Origin of the sequence: Photobacterium kagoshimensis (assembly GCF_050337045.1) — a bacterium.
Classification (GTDB): domain Bacteria; phylum Pseudomonadota; class Gammaproteobacteria; order Enterobacterales; family Vibrionaceae; genus Photobacterium; species Photobacterium kagoshimensis.
This window is the reverse complement of record NZ_JAKJSO010000020.1, coordinates 54,946-79,769: the sequence shown is the minus strand read 5'-3', so window position 1 is coordinate 79,769 and position 24,824 is coordinate 54,946. Positions and strand designations below refer to the sequence as shown.

Below are 24,824 nucleotides of genomic sequence, written 5' to 3'. Positions count from 1 at the left end.
TGCTATGCTTCTGTTTTTTTATAAAGCTTGAAGGTGTTTTTACCTCCTGCTTTTTCATATTCAAGGTTATCAGTAAGTTGAACGACAATAATGAAACCTCGCCCTGACGTCGTCCAAGTTTCTGGATCTTCAGGATCGGGTTCAATAAAGGTTCCTTCCACTGCCTTTTCAAATTCCTCGTCAGTCATTGATTCACCATAATCAGCAATTTCAATCACGAGTTCATTGTTTTTAATATAGGAATTAAGCTCGATAGGTTCACCTTCGTTTAATTGATAAGCATGCTCATAAGCATTATTCACCAACTCAACCAAGCACAATTCAATCTGATCAATGACATCTTCTTTCAAGCCGACATCTAACCAAAATGCTTTAATATCCTCAGCAACGTCGCGAGAAACATCTAAAGAACTTTTGTACTGTTTATTAAAATGGTATTTGACCGTCTCCATCGAGCCGCTCCTTACTATTTAGTCACTGTGACTTCTTCTGGCTTATGTGAAAAGAAAACACCCTGCCCTTGATGATGAGACAACAATGGCTGACTGGTACGGCGATCTTTCAGCATATGTATCGCATCCATCTCGATAAGAGATTGCGTATAACCATCATGACTAATGAAATAATCACCAAAGACCGTTTTATTTTCGACAAATGCAGAGCCCGAAATATGAATATAATCACTCACTAGGCTTTTATTAATAACGGCATTTGTTTCAACTTTACAGTTCGCACCAATCACCGCAGGCCCAGTGATAACAGCACCGGGTTGGATCTCACAGCCACTACTCACAATAACAGGAGGCGTAATATTGCAACTATCAGGGTCAAAGACCGTATTAATACCCACCCAAATTCCAGGTTTCACTTGAGTTCCAGGAATAGGATAACCAGGGACTTTGCCGTGTAGTATTTCACTAGTTACTCCCCAGATGTCGCTAATATTGCCGACATCCAGCCACTGAAAATCCATGTTAGTGGCGTAAAAGCGGACATCATTGTCAACCAAGGCTGGGAATAGCTCACTACCAATATCAAACTCTTGACCAGAAGGAATAAAGTCAAAAATCGCAGGCTCAAAAATATAGATACCTGTATTAATTTCAGTTGATAAGGCTTCTTCTTCGGACGGCTTTTCTTGGAAACTGGTTACTCGACCGTAGTCATCTGCAACAACGACACCGTATTTACTCACTTCGCTAATATCAACATTGCGAGTAACAATAGTGGCAATGCCGCCTTTTTCTTTATGACGCTTAACCGCTTCCGTTAAATCAAGATCGATCCAAGCATCACCACATACAACGACAAAAGTTTCATCGAAGAAGCCAGAGAAATCTTGGATTTTTCTCATGCCACCCGCAGAACCCAATGCTTTGCTGATGAACTTACCGTCTTTCATTTCACCTTCATATGAATACGACAACTGCACATTAAAGTGATGACCATCGCCGAAATAATTTTCAATCACTTCTGCAAGATGGCTGGTATTAACCACAATTTTGTCGATGCTGTGTGACGCAAACAGTTGAATCATCGACTCCATGACAGGTTTCCCCAGTATGGGGATCATAGGTTTAGGGATTGTTTGAGTAATAGGTTTTACTCGGGTGCCTTTCCCTGCGGCAAGAATCATTCCCTTCATAGCTAGCTCCTAAGCAACAGTGCTAACAGCGTCTTCGATAGAATCGTAGCTCGCAATTAATTTATCCATACGGGTGAGTTTAAGTAGTTCCTTCACTGCACGCTGTGGGTTAACTACACTTATTTTCTTCCCTTTCAATAACTTATAGGCACCCATGACAGCACCTAGACCACTGCTATCCATAAAGCGAACATCAGTAAGATCGAGTACAAGCTGTGCATCAATTTCATTTACTTTTTCTTCAATCACTGCACGAAAACTTGGCGCTAATTTAGCGTCAAAACGTGCCTCTTTTATTTGAAGAATTGTGCATTGACCCTGGTTGAAAGCTTCGTATTGCATGATTGTTCCCCTTCTGAATATCCTGTCCATTCGACTACGAGTACACTCACATCATCGTCAAATTGTTCTGAACGTTGCCAATCCCTGACGCGATTAACTAACATCTCTGTTTGTACCGTGGTTGGATGGTGCTTTATAGCCATGACGGTTTGTCTAAGCCCTTCTTCAGTAAACTGTTCAACGCCTTTTTCAGCTTCTGTGATGCCGTCAGAATAAATCCATATTTTGTCACCAGGCGCTAACTGTATTCTTGCCGTTTGGTACTCAACAAAATCAAAGGCCCCAACAACAAAACTATCTTGACCAATAAATTCGGCTTCGCCAGTTGCTGCATGTAACCACACTAAAGGCGGATGCCCCGCAATTGAAAATTCCAACACACCTGTTTTGACATTGAGTACGGAATAAACCATGGTGAAATACAACAAATTATGATCATCACTCAAATACAGGTCATTGAGCTGCTTGAGAACGTTATCAGGTGAGTTAATTTTATAGTAAGGCGCTTGTTCAATAGGTGATTTAACAATTGAGCCCTTACCATTATTCGCGGCAATACTTTGTTGAACCGAAAATGACATAAGTGCCGATGACACCCCATGCCCTGCAACATCGAGTAAATAGAATCCGACGTTTTCTTCATCTAGCTGCATGTAGCCCAGCATATCACCGCCAATTTGGGCGCTTGGCAAAGACACATAGCTAATTTCGACACCAGACAGTTTTCGCTCTGCGGGTAATAAACGCCTTAATAAATCGCCAGCAGACTCTAAATCTTTCTTCATAATCGCATAAGCAGAATCAAGCTCATTATTTTGCGCTGTTATTTGATTATGAAGATCTAAGGTACGAAAACCCGCTTTTATACGTGCTGATATTTCATCGACATGGGTATCTTTAACAACAAAATCATCAGCACCCGCATTAATGCCATCGATAATAGATTCTTGATCGTCTTTGCCTGACAGTAATACGAAAAAAATATAACGAGAATACGAACCAGACTTCAGACGACTACAAAGTTCAATGCCATCCATTTCAGGCATCATCCAGTCGCTCAATACAAATTGGATATGTGGGCATTCTTCCAAAACCGTTAAGGCCTGTGTGCCATCATTTGCTGTTGTAACATTAAACCCACGCTTGGTCAGCACGCGTTCCATAAACATCAGCATGGTTCTGTTGTCATCTACTACAAGAATGTCATTCATTCAGAAGCCACCGTTTAAGCGATACCACACAAGAATAAACACCTTATTGCATATTATTCTGTGGTGTCAACATATCAAGAACATGTTTATTACAAATCAAGTCTAGTAAGTTTTACCCTCTACACCATAAATTTAGACAAAAACTTTTACCTATGTGACAAGTGTTATATAAAGAAGTAATAAATGTTGTATTTTAGTATCTTAGCGTACTAAATTGATGCTTACTAAGGAGGGATGATGCAAAAAAGCCAGACTATTGCCTTTCTTTCCTTACTCTCTTGCTGTGTTAATAGCCTGCCGATTACTGCAAGTGAGTACCAATCCGAAACCGCTAAGCATGCTCCAGAACCTAGCTCACCTAATTTTGCAAAAGCAGCCGCAGTTCATAAAAAATCCGATGACGAAGAGCCAGAATCGGCCCTTATTTGGAAAGGAGTAACAAGCTCGTTCGATGTTCCCTTTGAAGATTGGACTAAGCCACCAAGAGAAGATGATAGCTGGTTAAAAGGGCTGAGCGGAAACTTGGGATTAGGGCATCCGTTGCTACAGACACAAGCGGCCAATGTGCCAGCCAATGCAACAAGCGGCCCAGCAAACAACAATACAATAGCTACCCTATCTCTCAAATACGTGATTATTGGTAACTGGTTTGTATCAGGCACCCTCTATTACTATCTCGATAAAGATCAGCAGCAGCCGTGGAACCCCGATTTTACTTACGTTTTTGGTTACAGCGATTGGCGCCCTTACACCTTTAGCCTTCTATACTCCAACTATGGTGGTAACAGGTTTAATGGTACAGATGAGCAACCCGTCACTAATTTTAATCAAGGTACATGGGCACTGGGTTGGAAATTCCCCGTCACTAAACCCTTCGTTGATTGGCTAACCTTTACCGATGATGGCGCAATTGGCTGCCAAGTCGATTTTAATTACACCCCTGAATATTTTGATCTCACATCTACCAGCTATAAAAGTGGTCACAAAACACTGAGCCTTGGCTGCAAATATTCAATATATGGTAACTGGTATGTCAATGGTACTGCTTTCTACTATTTCGACAGGTCACAACGACAGCCATGGAACCCTGATTTCACTTATGGCTTTGGCTATTTTGACTGGCATCCCGGTACATTTACACTGCAATACAATAACTACTCAGGTAATCGTTGGAACCCTTCAGATCGTGGTGAAGATACTGGCCGCTTTATTGATGGTTCAGTCACACTAGCTTACTCTTTTTCTTTCTAATTCATCTTTGCATTTTGCAATTCGCTCTCTGAAAAACACACTCCTCTTTGCGTATTGCATTCGCCCCAAAATATCCAGAATTAACTATGGCAATGCCTAAAAAGCCGTCTAACCTTGATATGAAACTGTGTTTTTATGCCGCTAGTCACTTATTGGCAATGGGAATACAAAGGGTTAGCGCACTTTTAGGTGCTTGCACCCTCTCCCATTATCGTGACTTAGCTACTAGTTCCTAAACTTGGCATCCTTTATGCCATCTATAGAGAACAAGTATTTATACATTACCAATTACCGTCAGATTCAAACGAGGTGAGTATGCAAGGGACTAAAGACAACGATAAAGTCGTAGGCACGGAAGGTGATGATGATATTAACGTTCTTTCTGGTAGCGACCATGTAGAAGCCAAAGGCGGTGATGACTTTGTCGCTGGTGGTGAAGGTAGCGATATACTATCTGGCGGTGCTGGTGATGATACGATTTTTGGTGACGTTGAATATGGTCAAGAACCACCAGTAGAACCAGCTGTCGATGACAAATGGGGGGAATCTCAAACTGTATACAGTTACACAGCCCCTACTTCAGAAGAGCCACAAGAGGAGGTCACACACAGTGCTCGGTTAGGTAATTATATTGTTGATGATACGGGATCAATGACAACTAAGTTTACGGTTGATCCTAAGCATACTTCTGTTGTTGTCCAACTAACTGACTCCGCCGGCACTGTCATCGCATCGGTACCAGCAACTGTGAGTGAAACAGGCGAAATCCTCGTTGATATTACATTCACAAAAGAACAAGTGGGTACAGACGAACTGGTTAGCTTTACGCTAATAGACCCTGAAGGCAATCCAATTACGGATATCGAGTCAGTCGAATTTATTGCACATAACATCTATGACGACACCATCACTGGTGGCAACGGCGCAGATAGCCTATTTGGTCAACAAGGGGCAGATACCATCTATGGTGGCACTGGCGATGACTTCATTGATGGTGATATCAATGACGACAAACTGTACGGCGATGATGGCAATGATGTCATCATCGGTGGTAATGGTGATGATGAATTACATGGTGGTACTGGTAACGACACCTTACTAGGTAGTGACGGGGACGATACTCTCTTCGGTGACGAAGGTGATGACCTGTTACTTGGTGAGTTAGGTGATGATGTTATTGATGGTGGTGCTGGCAACGACACCCTTATTGGTGATGACGGCAATGACATTATTACGGGTGGTACAGGTGACGATAAACTCTTTGGCGGCTTAGGAACAGACACCCTTGATGGCGGCGAAGGCAATGATGAGATTCACGGTGATGCAGGTGTAGATACTATTACTGGTGGCACTGGGGATGACTTTATTCTTGGCGGTACAGGCGACGATATTATTGATGGGGGCGCTGATAATGACTTAATCCTAGGTGGTGATGATAACGATACTATCTTAGGCGGCGAAGGGAACGACCAATTATTTGGTGAACAAGGCGATGACCTTGTTGAAGGTGGTGCTGGCGACGACATGGTTTATGGCGGTGTCGGTAACGATAACCTGAGTGGCGGCACAGGCAGCGACCAACTATTTGGTGGTGAAGGCAAGGATGTGCTTGATGGCGGTGAGGGGAACGATATTCTTCACGCTAACGAAGGCGCTGATGTGATTAGCGCGGGAGACGGTGACGATTTCGTCTACGCGGGTAGTGGTAATGATGTGATTTCCGGTGGTGCAGGAAACGATACCCTATTTGGTGAAACGGGCAATAACGTTATTGATGCAGGCACAGGTAACGACACGGTTTATACCGATTCAGGCAACGATACCATTACAACAGGTGATGGCCACGATACTGTTTTTGCAGGGGCTGGAGATAACACTATTACCACAGGGGCAGACAACGACACCGTCTACAGCGCTGAAGGTAATGACACCATAGACAGCGGTGACGGCCACGATATTGTTTATGCGGGTGAAGGCGATAACAATATTGATGCAGGTACAGGCAACGATAACATTTATGCTGGCAGCGGTATGGATACCATCACAGCAGGTGAAGGTGACGATAAGGTTTTTGCGGGCGCAGGTAACGATACCATTTATGCCAACTCAGGCGCTGACACTGTTTATGCAGGCGCTGGCGATGACATTATTGAAGGAGAAAGCGGCAACAACGCCCTTTTTGGGGAAGACGGTGCCGATACCATCAATGCCGGCCTCAATAGCAGTGCCCTTTACGGTGGTGCTGGCAATGACGTGCTAACAGGTTCGGATGAATCAGATCAGCTTTACGGTGGCGGCGATAATGACGTGCTGGTTGGTAATAAAGGCGACGATTTACTTGAAGGAAATAGCGGTAACGATGCACTTAGCGGCGGCGAAGGGATAGATACCCTACTCGGCGGCTCGGGTGACGATAGCTTACTCGGTGGTGACGGTAACGATACGCTAGTAGGTGGTTCAGGCGATGACAAACTGCTCGGTGAGGCTGGCGACGATGTGCTGGCTGGTGGTGCGGGTAATGACTACCTAGATGGCGGTGAAGGGGTTAGCCAACTCTACGGTGATGATGGTGATGATACTCTGATCAGTGCCGACCAAAACGATATTCTTGGCGGTGGTGACGGTAACGATACGATTACAGCAAATGCAGGCGATGACACCATCTTTGCAGGTGGTGGCGCTGATACCATAGATGCTGGTGAAGGTGACGACACTATCTACGGTGAGTCAGGTGATAACCAAATTATCGCAGGGACAGGTAACGATACAATTTATGGTGGTATCGACAGCGACACGATAGATGCTGGTGACGGCAACGATATGATTTATGGCGGTGACGGCACAGATACGATCACCGCTGGCGTTGGTGATGATCACGTCGATGCAGGCAGCGGCGCGGATATACTCGATGGCGGTGCAGGTAACGATGCACTCTTTGGCGGTGATGGCGCCGATACCTTAGTCGGTGGTGAAGGCTTTGACTTCTTAGCTGGTGGCGAAGGTAACGATACCCTAACGGATGATGGTCAAGATACCCTACTCGGTGAAGGCGGCGACGATACCTTAATTGCGGCGGCAGGTGGTAGTCACCAAATTTACGGTGGCGCAGGTGATGATACCCTTATTGGTAGTGATGCCAGTGACACCTTATATGGCGGTGGTGACCAAGATACCATCATAGGGGGTAAAGGTGACGATACCTTATTTGCCGGTGACGGCAACGATACCATCACAGCGGGTGAAGGTAACGATACTGTATACGGCGAAGCAGGCAATAACACTATCGACCTCGGTGAAGGTACCAATACATTATTTGGTGGTAGCGGTAACGATACAGTGACCGCAGGCAGTGGCGACGATCTCCTTTACGGCGCTGAAGGTCACGACAATATCTCAGGGGGCGCCGGTGTCGACCAAATTGAAGGGGGCGCAGGCAAAGATACCCTTAAAGGTGAAGCGGGCGATGATGTCATTCTTGGTGGCGACGGCAATGATACCCTCGAAGGGGGGGATGGTGCAGATAAACTCTTCGCTGGCACTGGTGACGACACCCTAAAAGGTGGTGCAGGCCAAGATGAGCTTCATGCCGAAGCAGGCAATAATACCCTTTCAGGTGGCGATGATAACGATACCCTCTACGGCGGCACGGGCAACGATATCCTTCAAGGTGACGCGGGCGATGATCGCCTCGAAGGCTTCGAAGGTAATGACACATTAGAAGGCGGATTAGGTGACGATACACTTAATGCTGGTTCAGGTAACGATACACTGTCAGGTGGTGATGGCGATGATAGCCTAACGGCCGATTCTGGTAACAACATCCTTGATGGTGGTACAGGCACAGATACATTAAAAGCCGGCGATGGTGATGACCAACTCTCTGGCGGAGACGGCAACGATAATTTAACCGCAGGTGATGGTGATAACACTCTAGATGGCGGTGAGGGTAACGATAAGCTATATGCTGGTAGCGGTAACGATGTCATGACTGGCGGCTTGGGTAATGACTACCTTAGTGCAGGCAACGGTGTTAACAAGCTATCTGGAGAAGAAGGTAACGATAGCCTTTATTCTGGAAGCGGCAGTGACCAACTTGATGGTGGTATCGGTGACGATTACCTCAGTGCAGGATCGGGTGACGATACGCTAAAAGGTGGCGAAGGAAACGATAAATTATACGCGGGTAGCGGCAATGATGTGCTCGAAGGCGGCGAAGGGAACGATAAGCTGTACGGCCAAAATAATGATGACCAACTCAGTGGTGGCTTAGGCAACGACAGCTTATACGGTGGTTCAGGCAACGATACCCTTCACGGTGGTGATGGTACAGACTTTCTAAAAGGTGATAGCGGCAACGATGTGGTCTTTGCGGGTAACGATAATGATATTGTCAAAGGCGGCAGTGGTAATGATGTTATCTACGGTGAGCAAGGCGACGATAAGCTTACAGGTGATAGTGGTAACGATGCCATTTACGGTGACATGGGTAACGATACTATTGATGGTGGTACAGGCAACGATACCCTTTCAGCTGGCGAAGGCGATGATACCGTCAAAGGCGGTGATGGCAACGATAACATCGACGGCGGTATCGGCAACGACACTCTAAGTGGTGACGCAGGTAACGACCTTATCTTTGGTCAAAGTGGTAATGATATCCTTGATGGTGGTGCAGGTTCTGACCAACTGTTCGCAGGGAGCGGCAACGATACCCTTATCTTCGACAAAGAAGACATAGCACAAACAGACGGGGTTACCGTGCACTTTAGCGGCGGCGAAGGCTTTGACGTACTTTCTGTTGGCAGCGATGGTGATAACCAAATTATTGATATGACCCAAACCGCTTACCAAGAAATTGAAGGGGTTGTCGTAAATGCGACCGATACCGAGCTAAAAATCGCGTTAGATAAAGTCTTAGTCAATGACACCGCTGGTAATGCTAATGGGCAGTTTGTTTGCTCTGGTGCTGAGTCGCTAGACTTGCAAGGCTTTGGTTGGACACTCGATAGCAGTAACGCAAGTATGGATAGCAACTTACAAGCGGCCTACGAAGCCCAAGATATTGATGTAAGTGCACTGACTGGTTACACCTTCAGTAATAGTGAAGGCAAAGAGGTTACTATCTGGAGTGATAGCGATAGCCAAAACATCAGTTTCAACGACGCTGATATTTAATTTCACATAACCGTGGCGCTGCTAAAAATAACAAGCGCAGACAAAAATGCCGATACGAAACGTATCGGCATTTTACTGTTTATAGCGTATGACTTTATCTAAAATACGTCATTAACTGAGCAAAATAGCACACTGAAAAAACATTATTGCTTCAGCTCAGTCACAGCGGAGCCAATCGTAAACTTCACTTTAGACAGCTCTTCTTTAAACGCTTGCTTATCATCAATATAGCTCATTGCATCATCCAGCAAATCGTCTGAGACCAGCTCAGTGAAACTCACATCTCGCGCAGTTTTTAAAATCCCCATTGCAGGTGAATACCAAAACTGACTGTCGACCGCCAACTGGTCTGCCTGTCGACCATCGCACGAAAGTGTATATTGATAAGCTGTATTCACTTTTACAGTTTCAAATGTAATATCTTTAACTGCGACCACTTCTTGAGATGTTTGAGGCTGAAACGTTTTCGTGACGGTATACGTACACTGTTGTGATAGTGAATCAACATCAGCTTTATTGTCACTTGCATCCTTTAACGAGTTTTTAAATGAAAAACCAATAGGAAATAAACCCTCATAATCTATGAGCGTAGTAATAGAACGACTAAACGCATCATCGGCAAAATCATCATCACTGATTGCTTCTTGATCTAATGCATTCACTAATCGCGTGACAGGAAACAGTAATGTCTCTTTTTGCTTTTCAGCTAACTGAACAACATCACTCACCTTCAAGTCATAGGTCGCAGTAAAAGACATCCCCTTAGCAAGCGTACTCAGTTTGGTTGGGAACATCATCTCAGCGCCCATACCATCATGGTGAATATTCATCACCCAGCGTGCGCCATCTTCGTGCGTATCAAAAATGTAGAAATAACGTTTTGTCTGACCAACTTCCTGACCAAACGTCACTTGATATTGATATAAATGGCGATTCTGTACATCAAGCGGCTCATCAAATAAATCAGCATATTGCACAGCTAAACTCGCGGAACGTGCTTTATCTAACCGTTTAAACTGGGAAAAAGTCGTTTTTTCGTAAAAACGTTTGTGCTGGCCAAATTGAATATAAGGCTGCATAACCACACGGTCAAAGCGACCTGGCGAGAACGTTTTCGATAAGGAATAATCAATATCGCTTAAAAGTTGATTTTGTATATTAGTTGTTGAACTACAACCTACTAACAATAACGCACATCCAACAACAAATCGCATTTATATATACTCAACAAACGGTTACAGCCACCTAGTATACCGAAATGCACATATTGATAAATGATAATTTTATTTACAACAGATTAATCCATTCAGTGAATACCAACTGATTATAAAAATCACTCATTCATAAGTGATGTAATCTAGTCTTTAAAACAAATTTTCCTGTTTTGGGATGTTATTTGGCTGTCATTTGATATGACAAAAAAGTAATAATCTTGTTTCATTTCATATTTTTGAATAAATGTCCGAATATGATTCAGCACACTTTTTGCTTCATTGTAGCGGTATAGGTAGTCTTTATCGCACTCGTTCACCACACTAAGATCAACACGTAAACTGTTAAACTGCGCCATTAATTTATCAATTCGTTTCTCGTTCTCAACTTCAAGTGCTGAACTCGCATACAATTTTTCAAACTCAGCCTTTTTCTTTTCCCAGTCATCAACATCACCCATCTTAGAGTTCACATTAGCTTCTTGTAAGGCTAAAGCTTCGCGCTCTTGCGCTAGGGCTTGTTCCGATGAGCGAATACGTGCTTTTCCTTTATTCCGCTCTTTCGATAAATTACGTTGATAATCTAACTTCACCAACCTCAAGGCCGCATCTTTATCTGCGTTCTCTTCAAGTAAGTGTTCAATCCTTTCATTCAACAGGCTCACAGTTAAATTATTATCCGCAAGCAATTCACTGGCTAAACTAACATTGCCTTCCAACTCGATCACTTCTTGGCCTTGACTATCTAGCTCAACTAGAAGCTCGTTAATCTGATCGCGCTGATCAACAATGATCGCTTCTTTTACTGCGAGTTGAGTCAAGCGCTCTTGGTGCTGATAATGTTGCCAAATAAGCACAATGGTAAGAATAAAAGCAGCAACAGTAGAAACCGTCAGCCTTGATTTTCCTAGTAATGTCACTATGTAGGAAAACATAGCTGAACTTTTCCACCTCCCCTCTAGCCGACTTGTGTTCTGAGGTAATATAACATTATGATTTACTGTCTTTGCGCGCTGTTTGTGCTTTCTCATTGTTCTTCCCTATACCTTTCACCTAGGCAACAGCCATTACTTTTTCTCGACATTTAGGACAAAAATACGAGCGCTTGTGAATTTGGGCATCACAATATGGACAGGTAATATGCTTACGATCTTTACTCAGGCACAGAAGCAAAACACCTATTGGGCCTAAAACATAGCCTAATAAGATCCCTGCGACTAAATTTCCTTTGTGGTAACCAATAGCAACCGCAAGAATAAAGAAAAACAAATAAAAGCATAACCAAAACACAATCATGACAAACCTCCTATTTAGGACTCTCTAAAAGCACGGTAATAAGAACTAAACAAGGGGGCAGAAAGGTATTCCCACATTGTTTGGCTCTCTAATAAAATAAAGACCTCGGTTGGCATACCTGGGTATAACTCAACGTCCCCCAGCCTTTCTACATCGCTTTTACTTAATTTAACTTTGACGAGGTACCCCGTTTGTTGGGATTCTTTTTTAGGCATTAATCGGTCAGCGGCCACATATATCACCTCACCTTGGACGGGAGGCGTTCGACGCACATTAAACGCACTTAATCGCACTTTTGCAGCTAACCCTTGGTGAACAACATCAATGTCTTCTGGCTTAACCAAAGCTTCCACGATTAACTCGTCACTATTGGGAACTATTTCCATCATCACATCACCCGCATTCACGACACCGCCCACACTGTGCACATTCATGCCCACAACCGTACCGCTGTGTTCACTTCGGATCGTCACGCGGGAGCGAATATCGGTTGCTGCGGTTAACGCTTGTTTCACATCCCTTAGTTCTTTGTCTGTAAGCTCAAGTTGGGCCGTCAATCCCTGCTGAATTTCAATAGTTTCCGTGTCATAGTCTTGCTCTAGCGAAACTAATTTACGTACCAAAACTTCTTTTTCAGAATCAAGCTCAGCAATTTGTGCTTCAATACTGGCTTGGTGGCGTTGTAACTCAAGCATTCTGGTTTTGGCAACAAACCCTTTTTTAAGTAACCCTGCCGTCATTTCAATTTCTTGTTTCACTAGATCTAGCTGTCGACGAATTGCTCGAAGTTGGAATTTGGCCCCTCGTAATTGTTCGTCTAACAACAGTTTACGTTGTTCAAATTGACCTGAGCGTAAATCATCCCGCAAAGAGGCTTGCTGAAACTGCATCTGATGAGTGTTGATAATATTGCTTAATTCAACGTCATCGAGCTCTGACAAAATTGGCAAACGCTTGACACTCCAATCAACCGCTTTACTCTTATTTAGCTCGGCATCTAAACGATCGTGCTGAGACTGCAAGGAAACCGCACGTAATATTAAACGCCTAAAATCCGATTCTGCCTTACTGTTTGCCAACTCCAGCAGTATGTCACCTGCTTCAACATGCTGCCCTTCGGAAACATAAATCGCCTTCACCCAGCCACCCTGTAAGTGCTGAACTTTCTTACGCTGCGATTCAACAACCAAGGTGCCTGACGCGATAGAGGCAGCATTCAGTTTTGCAGTCATAGCCCATGAAATGAATATACCGACAGTGAGTAATACGAAAACACAGCCAAAGATAATTAATCGCTTAGTGTCAAAGGTTGAACTATCCACGTGCTCCCCCTGCTTGTGCTGCTGATGAAGGGCGACTCGCATTCGCCGTTATTGTTTCGGCACCATCAACTTCAGACATAGCTCCCAAGAATTTATCGCAAGTGCCGGCTTTTTCGATCTTTCCATCTTTAAGTACAATCACCCAATCCATCTGCCGTAAGAAACCAGGACGGTGACTTATCATCACCACTGTAATACTGTTTTCTTTACAATATTGCAGCACAATCGCCAGTGCGACTTCACCTTCAGGATCCAAATTTGAATTCGGCTCATCCAGCACCAGCACACTTGGGTTAGAGAAAATGGCACGGGCTAAACCAATCCGTTGTTTTTGCCCTCCTGATAACTGGACTCCTCCTTCGCCTAAATAGGTGTCATACCCTTTAGGCAAAGAAATGATCAGCTCATGCACACACGCTAATCTTGCCGCATGAATAATATCTTCTGCAGGGGCTTCACTAAATCGACAAATATTTTCAGCAACTGTCCCAGCTAATAGTCCAACCTCTTGTGGTAAATAACCAATATGACAACCAAACTGCTCTTCAGGCCAAAGTTCTAATGCCGCCCCATCAATCTTTATCGAGCCCATCGACGGCTTATGGATACCCATAATCAATGCTGCTAACGTTGATTTTCCTGAACCGCTATTCCCCATAATTGCCAGAGCGTTTCCAGCCCCCAACTTGAAGCTAATATTTTGCAAAACAGGTTCTTTCTGGCCATCAAATTTCAACCCAACATGTTTTAAGAGCAGTTCACCTTTAGGTTCTGGTAAGGCTGTTTTTGCCTGTTCTGACTTGCTACATTCTAGATTTTTTAAACGTTGGTAAGATTGATAGGCGCTATACCAACCTTTCCAGCCACTCACCGCTTGTTCAAATGGCGCTAATACCCGAGCCATAAGAATAGAACTCGCAATAATCGCACCAGTGCCAATTTGCTGATCTAAGGCAAGCATCACGCCCACAGTCAGTATCACCACTTGCAGCAATGTTCGAAAATAGCGGCTGATCGCGAGTAACTGCCCTGTTCGAGAGTTCAGTTTCCACTGCAAGTTAAGCTGTTCGCTATTACGTTGGTTCCAAATATTCCCCACGTTATCGGCCATACCCATAGCACGTAATGTTGGAGCATTTCGTAAATAGTCATTCAACTCCATGCTGGTTTTAGCGGCTAACTCTTGTGAATGTCCGCTCGGTTTTCGAGCGGCATACATCATTAAGACAGACAATACGGCAAAAATTACGCTGCCAATAAGAGCAACTGCACCGATATAAGGGTGAAGTAAAAAGAGGATAAGTAAAAAGACTGGCACCCACGGAATATCAAAAATGGCGGAGGTTGAAGGTGTCACAAGGAAATTACGCAGTTCTGCAAGATCTTGTAAACCACGCTTTTGAATGCGATTTTGCTGTGAAGATTGACGGATACTATCGGCAAGCAACGAAGGACTCAAAGATACATCTAACTTCAACCCCGACTTTTGCAGTAGCTGAGTACGGACATGCTCGATAACAGCTTGCGCAGAAAGTAATAAAACAGCAATAACCAATAAAGCATAAAGCGTATCTAAGCTCGCACTACTGAGTACCCGATCAAAGAGTTGTAAGCTGTAAATAGGCAGAGTAAGTACTAAAAAATTAATCGCCAGACTGAATAGCCCGACAAAAGCCAAGTCTTTCTTACAATCTGCAAATGCCTTATTGAGATGAGTGAGCAGCAAGTTCCTTCTCCATACTCCACCAGTATTATATGAAGTATAGACATCAATGCTTATATGTTAGCTTTTTTAGACTCGCAAATATCACTAAATTAATTGAAATCGCTCACTAATTTCATAGCCAGCGGCTTGCTCTCGATGGCTTTCTTTTATTATCCAATTTAGCGGGTGGCGTACCCAAGGCTGTGGATCATCTTCAGGAAAAGCAGAAGAACAGCGCAGCCCAACAACCGCCCACCCCAGCGATTTACAGGTATCGATACACCGTTGCGCGTGCCAAGCTTGCGCCACCACCAAAACTTTACGCTTATCCGTTAACGTTAACGCGGCTTGTGCCACATCAGTAGTCGTTTGATAGTCATTGGCTTGAATACTAAACCTTGATGTAACACGGCTTTCTCGCGCATGAATCGCAATTTCTTGCTGCATTAATAACGGCATGGTGGGATGTGCTATCACACTATCTTGCGCGACTTTGGCTAATTCTTTATTGACCGCAGGCGCATCGCCAAATGAGAAAGCGAGTACAACCTCTGCGTCTGCTACGTCACCATAAGGTTCAAGAAACAGTTGTGTTTGAGAAAGGTAAGACTTGACCATCATTGCCGAAGTACGAGGCAATACGTAACGGCGAGAAGCATAGCTGGTAGGCGTATTAACCGTAGCCAAGCGTAACGCTAAAGCATCACAGCCAATCTGTAATTGGTGTGGAATATCAGAAAGAAACTCAACAATATGCGGTGCAGTCACAGGGTAGCCTTATTTCAATTAAGTCACTTCCCTGAAAAACGCTGAATACGATCCTTTGCGCAGATTGTAACGAATAGCATGATAATTATACAAGCATCTCATGCTGACCTTTTACCCAATGTTGCCTTTTATCGCTCTATTCTCATAAATAAGATAACTAGTAGGAAACACCGTTTATTAAATTCATCATATTTCATATCACAGCGTCTTGTATCAAACTTGATTTAGCTTTTATTTAACATATAGTTAGTTAATTCATGGATGAATAAGTTCGATGTAGGTTTGCCTAACAATGAAATGGTTCCCGTACAGGTTTCAATATATCACTACGGCTTTGGTGCTGAGTTTTGTGCTGGGTACACCATTTAGTTTTGCTAATCATGCAGCTGATACTTCAGTTCAAGTTACAGTGCCAGATTCGGCTGAAAACCATGCGTCTCCTAACGCTGAAGCACCCAGTTTTTTTGGTGGGCGCGCTGTAACACAGGCAGTAGACAACAGTAAAACCAGTGTTATTGAGTTTCAACGCCGAAGTATTTCTCCTGCAATTATCTCGACCGAACAACAAGGGGTATCCCAAACCGATACCGATGTAGCCATAGACATAAACGCAGAGACTGTCGCTCTCGATCATCATAGTATCGGTATTGACCATTCAGAAAAAAAATCAATTCACCGAATGCACTCCCCTTCTGAAGTTACCAAGCTCAGTCGTGAAGATCGGCTACTAATAAAAAAAGGCCGCTATTATGTTGACCGAAACTGGAATAGTACAACAGGCCTAATTGATTCAGTGCAAGGCTACTCTCACGCAACAATGTGGGATGTAGGCAGTAGTATTGGGGCAATTTTGGCTCTGGAGTATCTTGGTGAATACACTACACTTCAAGCAAATGCCATGCTTGAAAAAACACTGACAACATTACTCAATTTACCCTTATATAAAGGCATACTGCCAAATCGCCAATACAATACAAAAACAGGTAAACCTTCAGGTTCATTCAGCCAAACCCAAACAAATGGCGATGGGTGGTCAGCCTTAGATATTGGTCGGTTACTTATTTGGCTGAATATTGCAGCAACTTACAAACCTGAATTAGTCGATCAAATTGATGCAATTACTGCAAAGTGGAGAATTGATCGTTCGGTGAATCAAGGGACTTTATTTGGCGAACATAAATCAAAAAAATCGACATCCTACCGTCAAGAAGGCCGACTGGGCTATTTGCAATATGCTGCACAAGGGTTTGCGATGGAGAAACTGGATGTCTCAGAAGCCCTAGGCCCTAAGTACAGTAAGCATGTCACGGTAGATGAAGAACAAGTGTATATAGATATTCGCAACTTACCCTACTTTACCACCGACCCCTATGTCTTACAGGCTATAGAGTTAGGTTATCACGATTTGTGGTGGAACCAGTTAGATGCCCTTTATAGCCTACATAAAACCCGTTATGACAAATCACAGACACTTACAATCTTTGCGGAGGATGCCCTGAGCCAACGTCCGTGGTTTGCATACAATAATATCTACTTCTATGGTAAGAGCTGGCTTGCAACCTCGCCAGGCGGCAAGCCTATCGAAAATGGGCAAGCGTTCAGTAACAAAGTCGCCTTTGGGTTAAGCGTGTTATACAACGACAGCTACAGTCAATTACTCTACAAGACAGTCGTTAGCAATAGTTTAAATAACCGTTCTATACCAACCGGATTATATAAGGCAAGTTCTCCCAACACAGCCTATAACATCAATACAAATTCGCTCATTCTGATCGCCCTATGGTATAAGCAGCGAAGCTACAAGCCTATTTTTGACTATATACCGCCTAGTATTCCTGACAATTCTAACGGCTAAGTGCTGCTTGATGTGTCTTTTGCTTCAAAAGTGTGTTTTGTCTTAATACTGATACACATAGCAAGCTATTGCTTCATATATCGTAGCTACACTGGTTGTACGCCTTCTACAAATAGATACTGTTATGCTGATAATCAAATCACTAACTCCACTCGCTCTCGTAGCTTGCAGCTGGGTTTCGCCTTTTGTTTTTGCTGCAAATACTAATAACAACTTTGTCGATCCGCTCGATACATTAAACGCCGAGATTTGGTGGAAATCTGACGGTTGGAGTAATGGTTTTCCTTTTGTAAACCGCTGGGAAGGCGAAGCGATCACCTTTTCAGAAGATCAGGGAATGGCAATCACCCTCAGTAAAACACCACTGAGTGACGGCAGTAGTGACTATCAATCTGGCGAACTGCGCAGCCATGATTTTTATCGTTATGGCTGTTTTGAAGCGGAAATAAAGCCTGTTAATGAGCCAGGCATGGTCAGTGCATTCTTCTTATTTGCCGGGCCTTACGATAAAGATGAAAACAGTAATGGCATGCACAATGAAATTGATATCGAGTTTCTTGGTAATAACACCAATGCCATCCAAATCAATTACTGGACGAATGATGATCGGTACGAAAACAGCAACGAAAAGCTGATTTATTTGAACTTTGATGCATCGGAGGATTACCACCGCTATGCCATCAAATGGACCCAAAAACAGATCAAGTGGTACATCGATGGCGAGCTGGTTCACACAGAAAAGAACTCACCCGAAAATCCAACCCCGTCAGCGAAAGATTCAACCCTGCGCATTATGGCGAATGTGTGGTTAACCGATTCAAGGATTTCAAATTGGGCTGGCGAGTATACAGAAGCAGGACAAACACCGACGGCCTATTTCCGCAACATTAGCTACACCCAAGGTGCAAAATGCAAAGTAACACCATAAAAGGAAGTGCTTAAAGCTTGCTAGCGATTAATGCAGTTTAATTCGCACAACGCGCATCACTTCTATCTCAAAACCCGCCACGGTTTCGCTATCGGGGTAATAAGTTAAGTTAACTTGTTGCCCTTTTAGCGTTCGATACTTCTTGGTTCGACGGAACTTAAATGGTGCATCACAATCTTCAATCATGATGGTGTGTAGTATCCACTCCCCATCATCTCTCTGTGTATGTGACAGCACTTTTTTACCGTCTGAATGAATCAAGTTTTCATGTTTAGTAAGAAGCTTATCAACGGGTGATTTCATGTCTGAGCCAACCAGTATTGATTAAAACAAAAGCACAGTAGAAAACAGCTAACTTTCGGCACTGTGCTAGCGTTTTAAAATTGTATCACTTTTAAGAAAGCGGGAGACCATTCTTCACTATACTTTTACCATCAATACAAAACGCTTCTCGGTATTTTTCTATTGATAAGATGTACGCTCTTAGGTCTTATCGTTGCCCGTATATGCGGGCAACGTTTCCTCACTTTCTACGCTTCACAGATGCTTCGCCTTACAGACTTTTCTTCTTATGTTCACGCCTTTAAACATAACAAGCTTTTCCTTGTTCAGACTGTGATTTGTTAGCTGACTATTTAATATTAGCAATATAAATGCCAAGCTTGCCATAAACAAAAACAGAGAGCCGAGGCTCTCTGTTTGTTTTATTCATTTCTTAGCTTGTGATGGCACTTAGAAAGATAAGAACACACCAGCAATAGTTGCACTCATTAAGTTTGCTAAGGTTGCTGCAAAAATCGCTTTAAAACCCAAACGCGCAATATCAGGACGACGGCTTGGTACAACACCACCTAAACCACCCATTAGCATAGCGATAGAGGTTAGGTTCGCAAAACCACATAATGCAAATGTCACTACAGCTTGAGAATGTGCGCTTAGTTGATCTTTAACTGCCATCAAGTCAGCAAAAGCAACAAATTCGTTAACCGCGATTTTCTTACCAATCAGGCTTGCTGCAACCGTTGCTTCAGACCATGGCACACCGATCAACCATGCAACAGGCGCAAACAAGTAACCAAAGATCAATTCAAGGCTTAGGTTATTCACACCTAACCACTCACCAACATGACCTAAACCACCGTTGATTAATGCAATAAGACTGATGATAGCTAAAAGGCTCGCACCTACTGCCATAACAATTTGTAGACCACCCAATGCGCCGCGTGTCGCCGCATCAATGATGTTTACTGGTTCGTCATCTTCACCGTCATCTGATGCTTGGTTCTCGTCATCAACCACTTCGGTTTGAGGAACTAAGATTTTTGCCATCATTAGACCAGCAGGCGCAGACATGAAACTTGCTGCCACTAGGTAACTAATATCGACACCTAAACCAGCGTAGCCCACCAGTGTGCCACCAGCAACAGAGGCTAAACCACCTACCATAACGGCAAACAGCTCTGAACGGCTCATTTTAGCTAGGTATGGACGTACAACTAATGGCGCTTCTACTGAACCAACAAAGATATTTGCTGTAGCAGACATAGATTCAGTACGGCTTGTTCCAAGAATGCGTTGCAACATGCCACCGATTGTACGAATGATGAAGCCCATTACGCCAAGGTAGTACAACACAGAAATAAGTGCAGAGAAGAAAACAATCGTCGGCAGTACGTTAACCGCAAAAATGAAACCAAGTTTAAACTGTGCTAGTTCACCAAAAAGAAACTCGGTACCAACACGACCGTAGTCGATGATGCCAGATACTGCGTTTGACACGCTGTTGAGGATATCGCGCCCAACAGGTACATATAGAATGAATCCCGCAAACACTAGTTGGATAACAAAAGCGCCACCCACAGTGCGCCAATTAATTGCGCGACGGTTTTCTGAACATAAGATAGCAACCGCAAAAAGCGTAAATACGCCTAAAATGCTGACCAAATAATTCAAGGTCATTCTCCACAGTAGTTTTTTTAGTAAACGATTGCGGAGGCATTCTATTCATATTACAAAGTGTGACAAGGATCAGATTGTTACACTCATTTACAGTTTGGATACATAAGCTCGAGTTTTTGATGCTTTTATCAGCAAAGCAAACGAAAACAACCTGATTGGTGCGTATATGGGATACTCTTGTTTCCATAAGTGACAATGATCACGTTATTAAGCCCCTTAAATACATTTCTCATGGTGATATATTGCACAAGATTTGGTGCAAACGTTACCGCAATACGTTGTCCCAATAGACAGGTTCACCGATATGTTGACGCACAAACTCGATAAATGCGTGTACTTTCTTGGGTAGAAACTTGTATCTAGGGTATATCGCATACAAAGGCATGTGCTGAGTGAGCGTCCAGTCAGGCAGTAGACGCACCAACTTCCCTTCGCTAAATTCCTTCTCCAATAAATACGTCGCCAAATAACCAATTCCGTTGCCAGTGAGTGTGGCATCTAAAATGGCATCAGCAGAGTCGACCCTGAAGTTACCTTTCACTTTCAGTTGAAGATTTGTGTTTTCTTGATCATGGGTACTGGCTTTGCTAAAGCTCCAGACGTTGTCTTTACGTTCGCGACTGTAATAGGTAATGCAATTATGAGCAGCAAGATCATCAGGCGTATAAGGCACACCATGGCGGGCTAAATAGTCGGGGCTTGCCGCTAACACAAAATGACAATCTGCTAAATGACGAGCAACAAAACCCTCTGGTGGGGAGTCTGTCATGCCAATCCAAAGATCGAGTTGCTCGGCAATCAGATCAACCCGATGATCAAACAGGCTCAGTTCGAGATCAAGTTGAGGGTATTTCCCATGAAACTCAGATATAAAAGGCGCAATATGATGACGTGCAAATGACTGCGCAATCCCAACCCGCAATAAGCCTTGCATGGTATCACTGACTTCAACTAACTCACTTTCCGCATCATTTATCTCGCTCGCAATATTTTCACAATGAACCGCAAAACGTTGCCCTTCTTCTGTCAAAGCAAAAGAGCGCGTCGTCCGCTGCACTAACTGCACCCCTAGCCGCTCTTCCAGTTGCTGAATTTGCTTACTCACCTGCGTACGTGAGATATCCAGCAATTGTGCGGCTTTAGTGAAGCTCTGCTGCTTGGTCAGCGCGTTAAAGACGATCATCTGTTGGGCTTTTTTAATCATTACGACTTTCACTGTTAATCATTGGCGGCTCTTTGAGCCTAAACGAAAAAAGCCTGTCAAAGACAGGCTTTTATCAACTATTTAGTTAAACTTATAGTTTAAAGAAAGATAGCTGTTGTTTTTGTTGCTCGGCAAGTTGAGACAGCTCAGCACTTGCTTGTGCACTCTGGCTAATACCAGCAACGTTCTGGTTAATGATCTCAGACATATTGGTCACGTTACGGTTAATGTCTTGCGTAACCTGAGATTGTTGCTCAGCAGCAGTAGCCACTTGAGTATTCATGTCGCTGATTTGAACAACAGATTCAGTAATACCGACCAGTGCATCATTCGCTTGGTTAGAAAGCGCTTGGTTACGCTGAAGCATCTCAAGACTTTGCTGCATGCTTTCATTCGCATTACCAGACTGAGACTGAAGTTCTTCAATAATCGTTTGGATTTCTTGAGTAGAAGACTGGGTACGTGCTGCAAGCATACGTACTTCATCGGCAACAACCGCAAAACCACGACCAGACTCACCCGCACGTGCCGCTTCAATCGCCGCGTTCAGCGCAAGTAGGTTCGTTTGCTCAGAGATGCTACGGATTACTTCGATAACTTTGCTGATTTGCTCTGATTGATCTTTCAGGCGAGTCACCACACCAGCGGCTTCTTCTAACGTGTTAGACATCTGCTGGCTAGCTGCATTGCTTTGCTCAAAGATATTCAAACCTTCTTTCGCTAGATCATCTGTTTGCTTCGCAGTCGCATCCGCATTCGTTGCGTTATCACTGACGTTATCTGCTGTGCTTGAAAGCTCATTAACAGCAGAGGCAACTTGGTCAATCTCGTTAAGTTCTTGCTGAGCATTCGCTTCAGACTGAGTCATTACCGCAGCAAGCTCAGTTGATGCAGAAGCAACATCTTCACTGATACGGATAAGTGCATCAACTGTCGTATGTAGTTGAGTCACGGTGCTGTTTACGTCAGCGCTTAAGCGTGCAACTTCGTTTTCACCGTCTTGATCTGCTTTAACGCGTAAGTTACCACCCGCGACTTCGCGCATTACCGCTTGAAGCTTCACGATTGGATTAACAATTAAGCCAGATAACCACCAAGCGCCAAAAATAGCGATAGCAAACACAGCTAAGATAGCCATAGAAGCATTAAGCATTACAGCGGCATTATCTTCAGCACTTTCCTTCATGCTAGCCGTGCCGTAATCATTCACATCTTGAGAAAGCTTATTGATGGTTGCCACCATAGTGTTACCAACGGTGCGGTACTCACTAATGAAACGGTTAAATTCATCTTGCGATACAACGCCTGTATCGTAACGATTAAGAAACGCAACAGCACGAGTAGAGTATTGGATGTATGCATCAATCGCATTTTTTACATTTTTTGCATCATCACGAAATTGAGGAACTTGATCGATTTGTTGAAGATCCACCGCAATTTTACGTGCACCGTTGTTCAATTCCGTTAGGAATGAATCACGACGGCTTGCATCATAAATCGCATAAACCGCACTGATACGTAGTGGGTAAACCTGATCATCAATATTAGCTATCGTATCTTTGTACTCAATCAATGCATTAGTATTTTGTGTAACGTGTACTTGTTCTTTTTCTAATTCTGCTTTAGTAAATAGCAAAGACAATAAAAGAACACCGGCCATCAATAGCACAGGTAGTAAAACCTGGGTGCGAATCGATAGATTCTTTAAAGAAAAATTCATCAAAAACCTCAAATAAATAGCTGTAACGTATTATATTCGGCCTGAATTTATAATTTTATAAAGCCGATAATGGGCTGCATTATCCCCTATAAATGAGGATAAAGGTAGATCCAGATCACAATTTCAATTCATTTTATCGCAAGAAAACACATAAACTTGCGACAAATAATTCGCTAGTTGAATAAGTGTTAACAGCAAAAAAATGACACCATCATCAATTTCGACCCCATCCCCACCGTTAAGCACTCAAAAGTTAGCCTAATGACACAAATATGAAGCAATTATGTCTACCGTCATACAGTGTTCAAACTACTGAAACATGATTGTCATAAAACTCTCCTAATCTTGGCCTTGTTCATACAAACCCAATTGGCAATTACGCCATCATGTAAAGGACCAGGAAAATGAAAACAAAGGTTATCGGTGCACTAGCTCTTGCAGGTTCAATGGCTTTTAACGCAGCTGCAGTTGCAAACGAAACAATCTCTGTTGTTGGCTCTAGCTCAGTAACACCACTCATGGAAGTTTTTGGTGAAACATACAGCAAAGCAAACCCATCTGTGTTTGTAGAAGTTCAAGGCCCAGGTTCATCTGCGGGTATCCGTGCAGCAAATGACGGCTCTGCTGACCTAGGTATGAGTTCTCGTAACTTAAAAGATTCTGAAAAATCGAGCGAACTAAAAGAAGTGGTTGTTGCTCGTGATGGTATCGCCGTTGTTGTTCACAACAGCAATCCTGTAAAAGACTTAAAGAAAGAAGACATCACTAAAATCTATAAAGGTGAAATCACTAACTGGAAACAAGTTGGCGGTGAAGACAAGCCAATCGTAGTGGTAACCCGTGACACAGCATCAGGTACTCGTGGTGCATTCGAAGACATCATGAGCCTTAAAAAGAAAATCAACGACATTAAAGTGTCGGCAATTTCTCAACGCGCACAAGTTGCCTCTGGTAACGGCCAGCTAAAAACAACAGTTGCCAACAACCCATTTGCGATTGGTTACATCTCGCTAGGTACTGTTGATAACTCACTAAAAGCACTATCTGTAGACGGCCACGCTCCATCAGTAGCAGCAATTAACTCTGGTGAGTACAAAGTACAACGTCCATTCCTTGTTCTTTACAAGACAACAAAAATTAACCCAGCATCTAAGACTTTCCTAGACTGGACACAAACTGAAGAAGCACAAAAGCTAGTAGTAGGTAAAGGCTACATCGCAGTTAACTAAGTC

The 24,824-nt window shown here is 43.4% G+C and carries 19 protein-coding genes; 5 read left to right on the top strand and 14 right to left on the bottom strand.

Annotated features, from left to right (window positions below):
- Window positions 1–2: 2 nt before the first annotated feature.
- From L4C35_RS18435 to L4C35_RS18420, 4 genes are read right to left on the bottom strand one after another with little or no spacing between them, the layout of a single operon-like run.
- Complete coding sequence (locus tag L4C35_RS18435) at window positions 3–452, bottom strand: ATP-binding protein (RefSeq protein WP_428464270.1); 450 nt, start codon at window positions 450–452, stop codon at window positions 3–5.
- A gap of 14 nt (window positions 453–466) precedes the next feature.
- Complete coding sequence (locus L4C35_RS18430) at window positions 467–1,645, bottom strand: nucleotidyltransferase family protein (RefSeq protein WP_371703707.1); 1,179 nt, start codon at window positions 1,643–1,645, stop codon at window positions 467–469.
- Between the two features lie 9 nt (window positions 1,646–1,654).
- Window positions 1,655–1,987 (bottom strand): STAS domain-containing protein, encoded by a 333-nt coding sequence (locus L4C35_RS18425; protein ID WP_048899548.1) that lies wholly within the window; start codon window positions 1,985–1,987, stop codon window positions 1,655–1,657.
- On the bottom strand, window positions 1,939–3,198 hold the full coding sequence (locus tag L4C35_RS18420) for a SpoIIE family protein phosphatase (protein ID WP_428464269.1): 1,260 nt from the start codon (window positions 3,196–3,198) through the stop codon (window positions 1,939–1,941). The genes L4C35_RS18425 and L4C35_RS18420 overlap by 49 nt, the downstream gene beginning before the upstream one ends.
- 237 nt (window positions 3,199–3,435) lie before the next feature.
- Between L4C35_RS18420 and L4C35_RS18415 the strand changes: the two genes are divergently transcribed.
- Together L4C35_RS18415 and L4C35_RS18410 are read left to right on the top strand one after the other, a co-directional pair.
- Window positions 3,436–4,449 carry a hypothetical protein gene (locus tag L4C35_RS18415; protein WP_428464268.1) on the top strand — a complete coding sequence of 338 codons (1,014 nt, stop codon included), beginning with the start codon at window positions 3,436–3,438 and terminating at the stop codon, window positions 4,447–4,449.
- Window positions 4,450–4,764: 315 nt separating this feature from the next.
- Window positions 4,765–9,624 carry a beta strand repeat-containing protein gene (locus tag L4C35_RS18410; RefSeq protein WP_428464267.1) on the top strand — a complete coding sequence of 1,620 codons (4,860 nt, stop codon included), beginning with the start codon at window positions 4,765–4,767 and terminating at the stop codon, window positions 9,622–9,624.
- Between the two features lie 143 nt (window positions 9,625–9,767).
- Here L4C35_RS18410 and L4C35_RS18405 read toward each other — a convergent pair whose 3' ends face one another.
- The 6 genes from L4C35_RS18405 to L4C35_RS18380 form a co-directional block, all read right to left on the bottom strand.
- Window positions 9,768–10,838, bottom strand: a complete 1,071-nt coding sequence (locus L4C35_RS18405; protein ID WP_428464266.1) for a hypothetical protein — start codon at window positions 10,836–10,838, stop codon at window positions 9,768–9,770.
- 143 nt (window positions 10,839–10,981) lie between these two features.
- Window positions 10,982–11,770, bottom strand: coding sequence for a hypothetical protein (locus tag L4C35_RS18400; RefSeq protein WP_428464265.1), 789 nt, complete (start codon window positions 11,768–11,770; stop codon window positions 10,982–10,984).
- Between the two features lie 118 nt (window positions 11,771–11,888).
- Window positions 11,889–12,131, bottom strand: coding sequence for a hypothetical protein (locus tag L4C35_RS18395; protein ID WP_428464264.1), 243 nt, complete (start codon window positions 12,129–12,131; stop codon window positions 11,889–11,891).
- 14 nt (window positions 12,132–12,145) lie between these two features.
- The gene (locus L4C35_RS18390; RefSeq protein ID WP_428464263.1) at window positions 12,146–13,453 is read right to left on the bottom strand and encodes an HlyD family type I secretion periplasmic adaptor subunit; all 1,308 of its coding nucleotides are present in this window, start codon (window positions 13,451–13,453) and stop codon (window positions 12,146–12,148) included.
- Complete coding sequence (locus L4C35_RS18385; RefSeq protein WP_428464262.1) at window positions 13,446–15,179, bottom strand: type I secretion system permease/ATPase; 1,734 nt, start codon at window positions 15,177–15,179, stop codon at window positions 13,446–13,448. Before L4C35_RS18385 ends, L4C35_RS18390 begins: the two co-directional genes overlap by 8 nt.
- An 84-nt stretch (window positions 15,180–15,263) precedes the next feature.
- Window positions 15,264–15,926: a hypothetical protein gene (locus tag L4C35_RS18380; RefSeq protein WP_428464261.1), complete on the bottom strand. Its 663-nt coding sequence runs from the start codon at window positions 15,924–15,926 to the stop codon at window positions 15,264–15,266.
- 292 nt (window positions 15,927–16,218) lie between these two features.
- Between L4C35_RS18380 and L4C35_RS18375 the strand changes: the two genes are divergently transcribed.
- Both L4C35_RS18375 and L4C35_RS18370 read left to right on the top strand, forming a co-directional pair.
- Window positions 16,219–17,781: a DUF3131 domain-containing protein gene (locus L4C35_RS18375; RefSeq protein WP_428464260.1), complete on the top strand. Its 1,563-nt coding sequence runs from the start codon at window positions 16,219–16,221 to the stop codon at window positions 17,779–17,781.
- 124 nt (window positions 17,782–17,905) lie between these two features.
- Window positions 17,906–18,709: a family 16 glycosylhydrolase gene (locus tag L4C35_RS18370; protein WP_428464259.1), complete on the top strand. Its 804-nt coding sequence runs from the start codon at window positions 17,906–17,908 to the stop codon at window positions 18,707–18,709.
- A 27-nt stretch (window positions 18,710–18,736) separates the two neighbouring features.
- Here the strand turns inward: L4C35_RS18370 and L4C35_RS18365 are convergent, their stop codons facing one another.
- The 4 genes from L4C35_RS18365 to L4C35_RS18350 form a co-directional block, all read right to left on the bottom strand.
- The gene (locus tag L4C35_RS18365; RefSeq protein ID WP_428464258.1) at window positions 18,737–19,012 is read right to left on the bottom strand and encodes a hypothetical protein; all 276 of its coding nucleotides are present in this window, start codon (window positions 19,010–19,012) and stop codon (window positions 18,737–18,739) included.
- A 429-nt stretch (window positions 19,013–19,441) separates the two neighbouring features.
- Window positions 19,442–20,662, bottom strand: a complete 1,221-nt coding sequence (locus L4C35_RS18360) for a NupC/NupG family nucleoside CNT transporter (RefSeq protein ID WP_428464257.1) — start codon at window positions 20,660–20,662, stop codon at window positions 19,442–19,444.
- Window positions 20,663–20,933: 271 nt separating this feature from the next.
- Window positions 20,934–21,872 (bottom strand): LysR family transcriptional regulator, encoded by a 939-nt coding sequence (locus L4C35_RS18355; protein WP_428464256.1) that lies wholly within the window; start codon window positions 21,870–21,872, stop codon window positions 20,934–20,936.
- A 91-nt stretch (window positions 21,873–21,963) separates the two neighbouring features.
- Window positions 21,964–23,592 (bottom strand): methyl-accepting chemotaxis protein, encoded by a 1,629-nt coding sequence (locus L4C35_RS18350; protein ID WP_428464255.1) that lies wholly within the window; start codon window positions 23,590–23,592, stop codon window positions 21,964–21,966.
- Between the two features lie 404 nt (window positions 23,593–23,996).
- On the opposite strand from L4C35_RS18350, the gene L4C35_RS18345 reads away from it, so the two are divergent.
- Window positions 23,997–24,821 carry a phosphate ABC transporter substrate-binding protein gene (locus tag L4C35_RS18345; protein ID WP_428464254.1) on the top strand — a complete coding sequence of 275 codons (825 nt, stop codon included), beginning with the start codon at window positions 23,997–23,999 and terminating at the stop codon, window positions 24,819–24,821.
- Window positions 24,822–24,824: the final 3 nt, after the last annotated feature.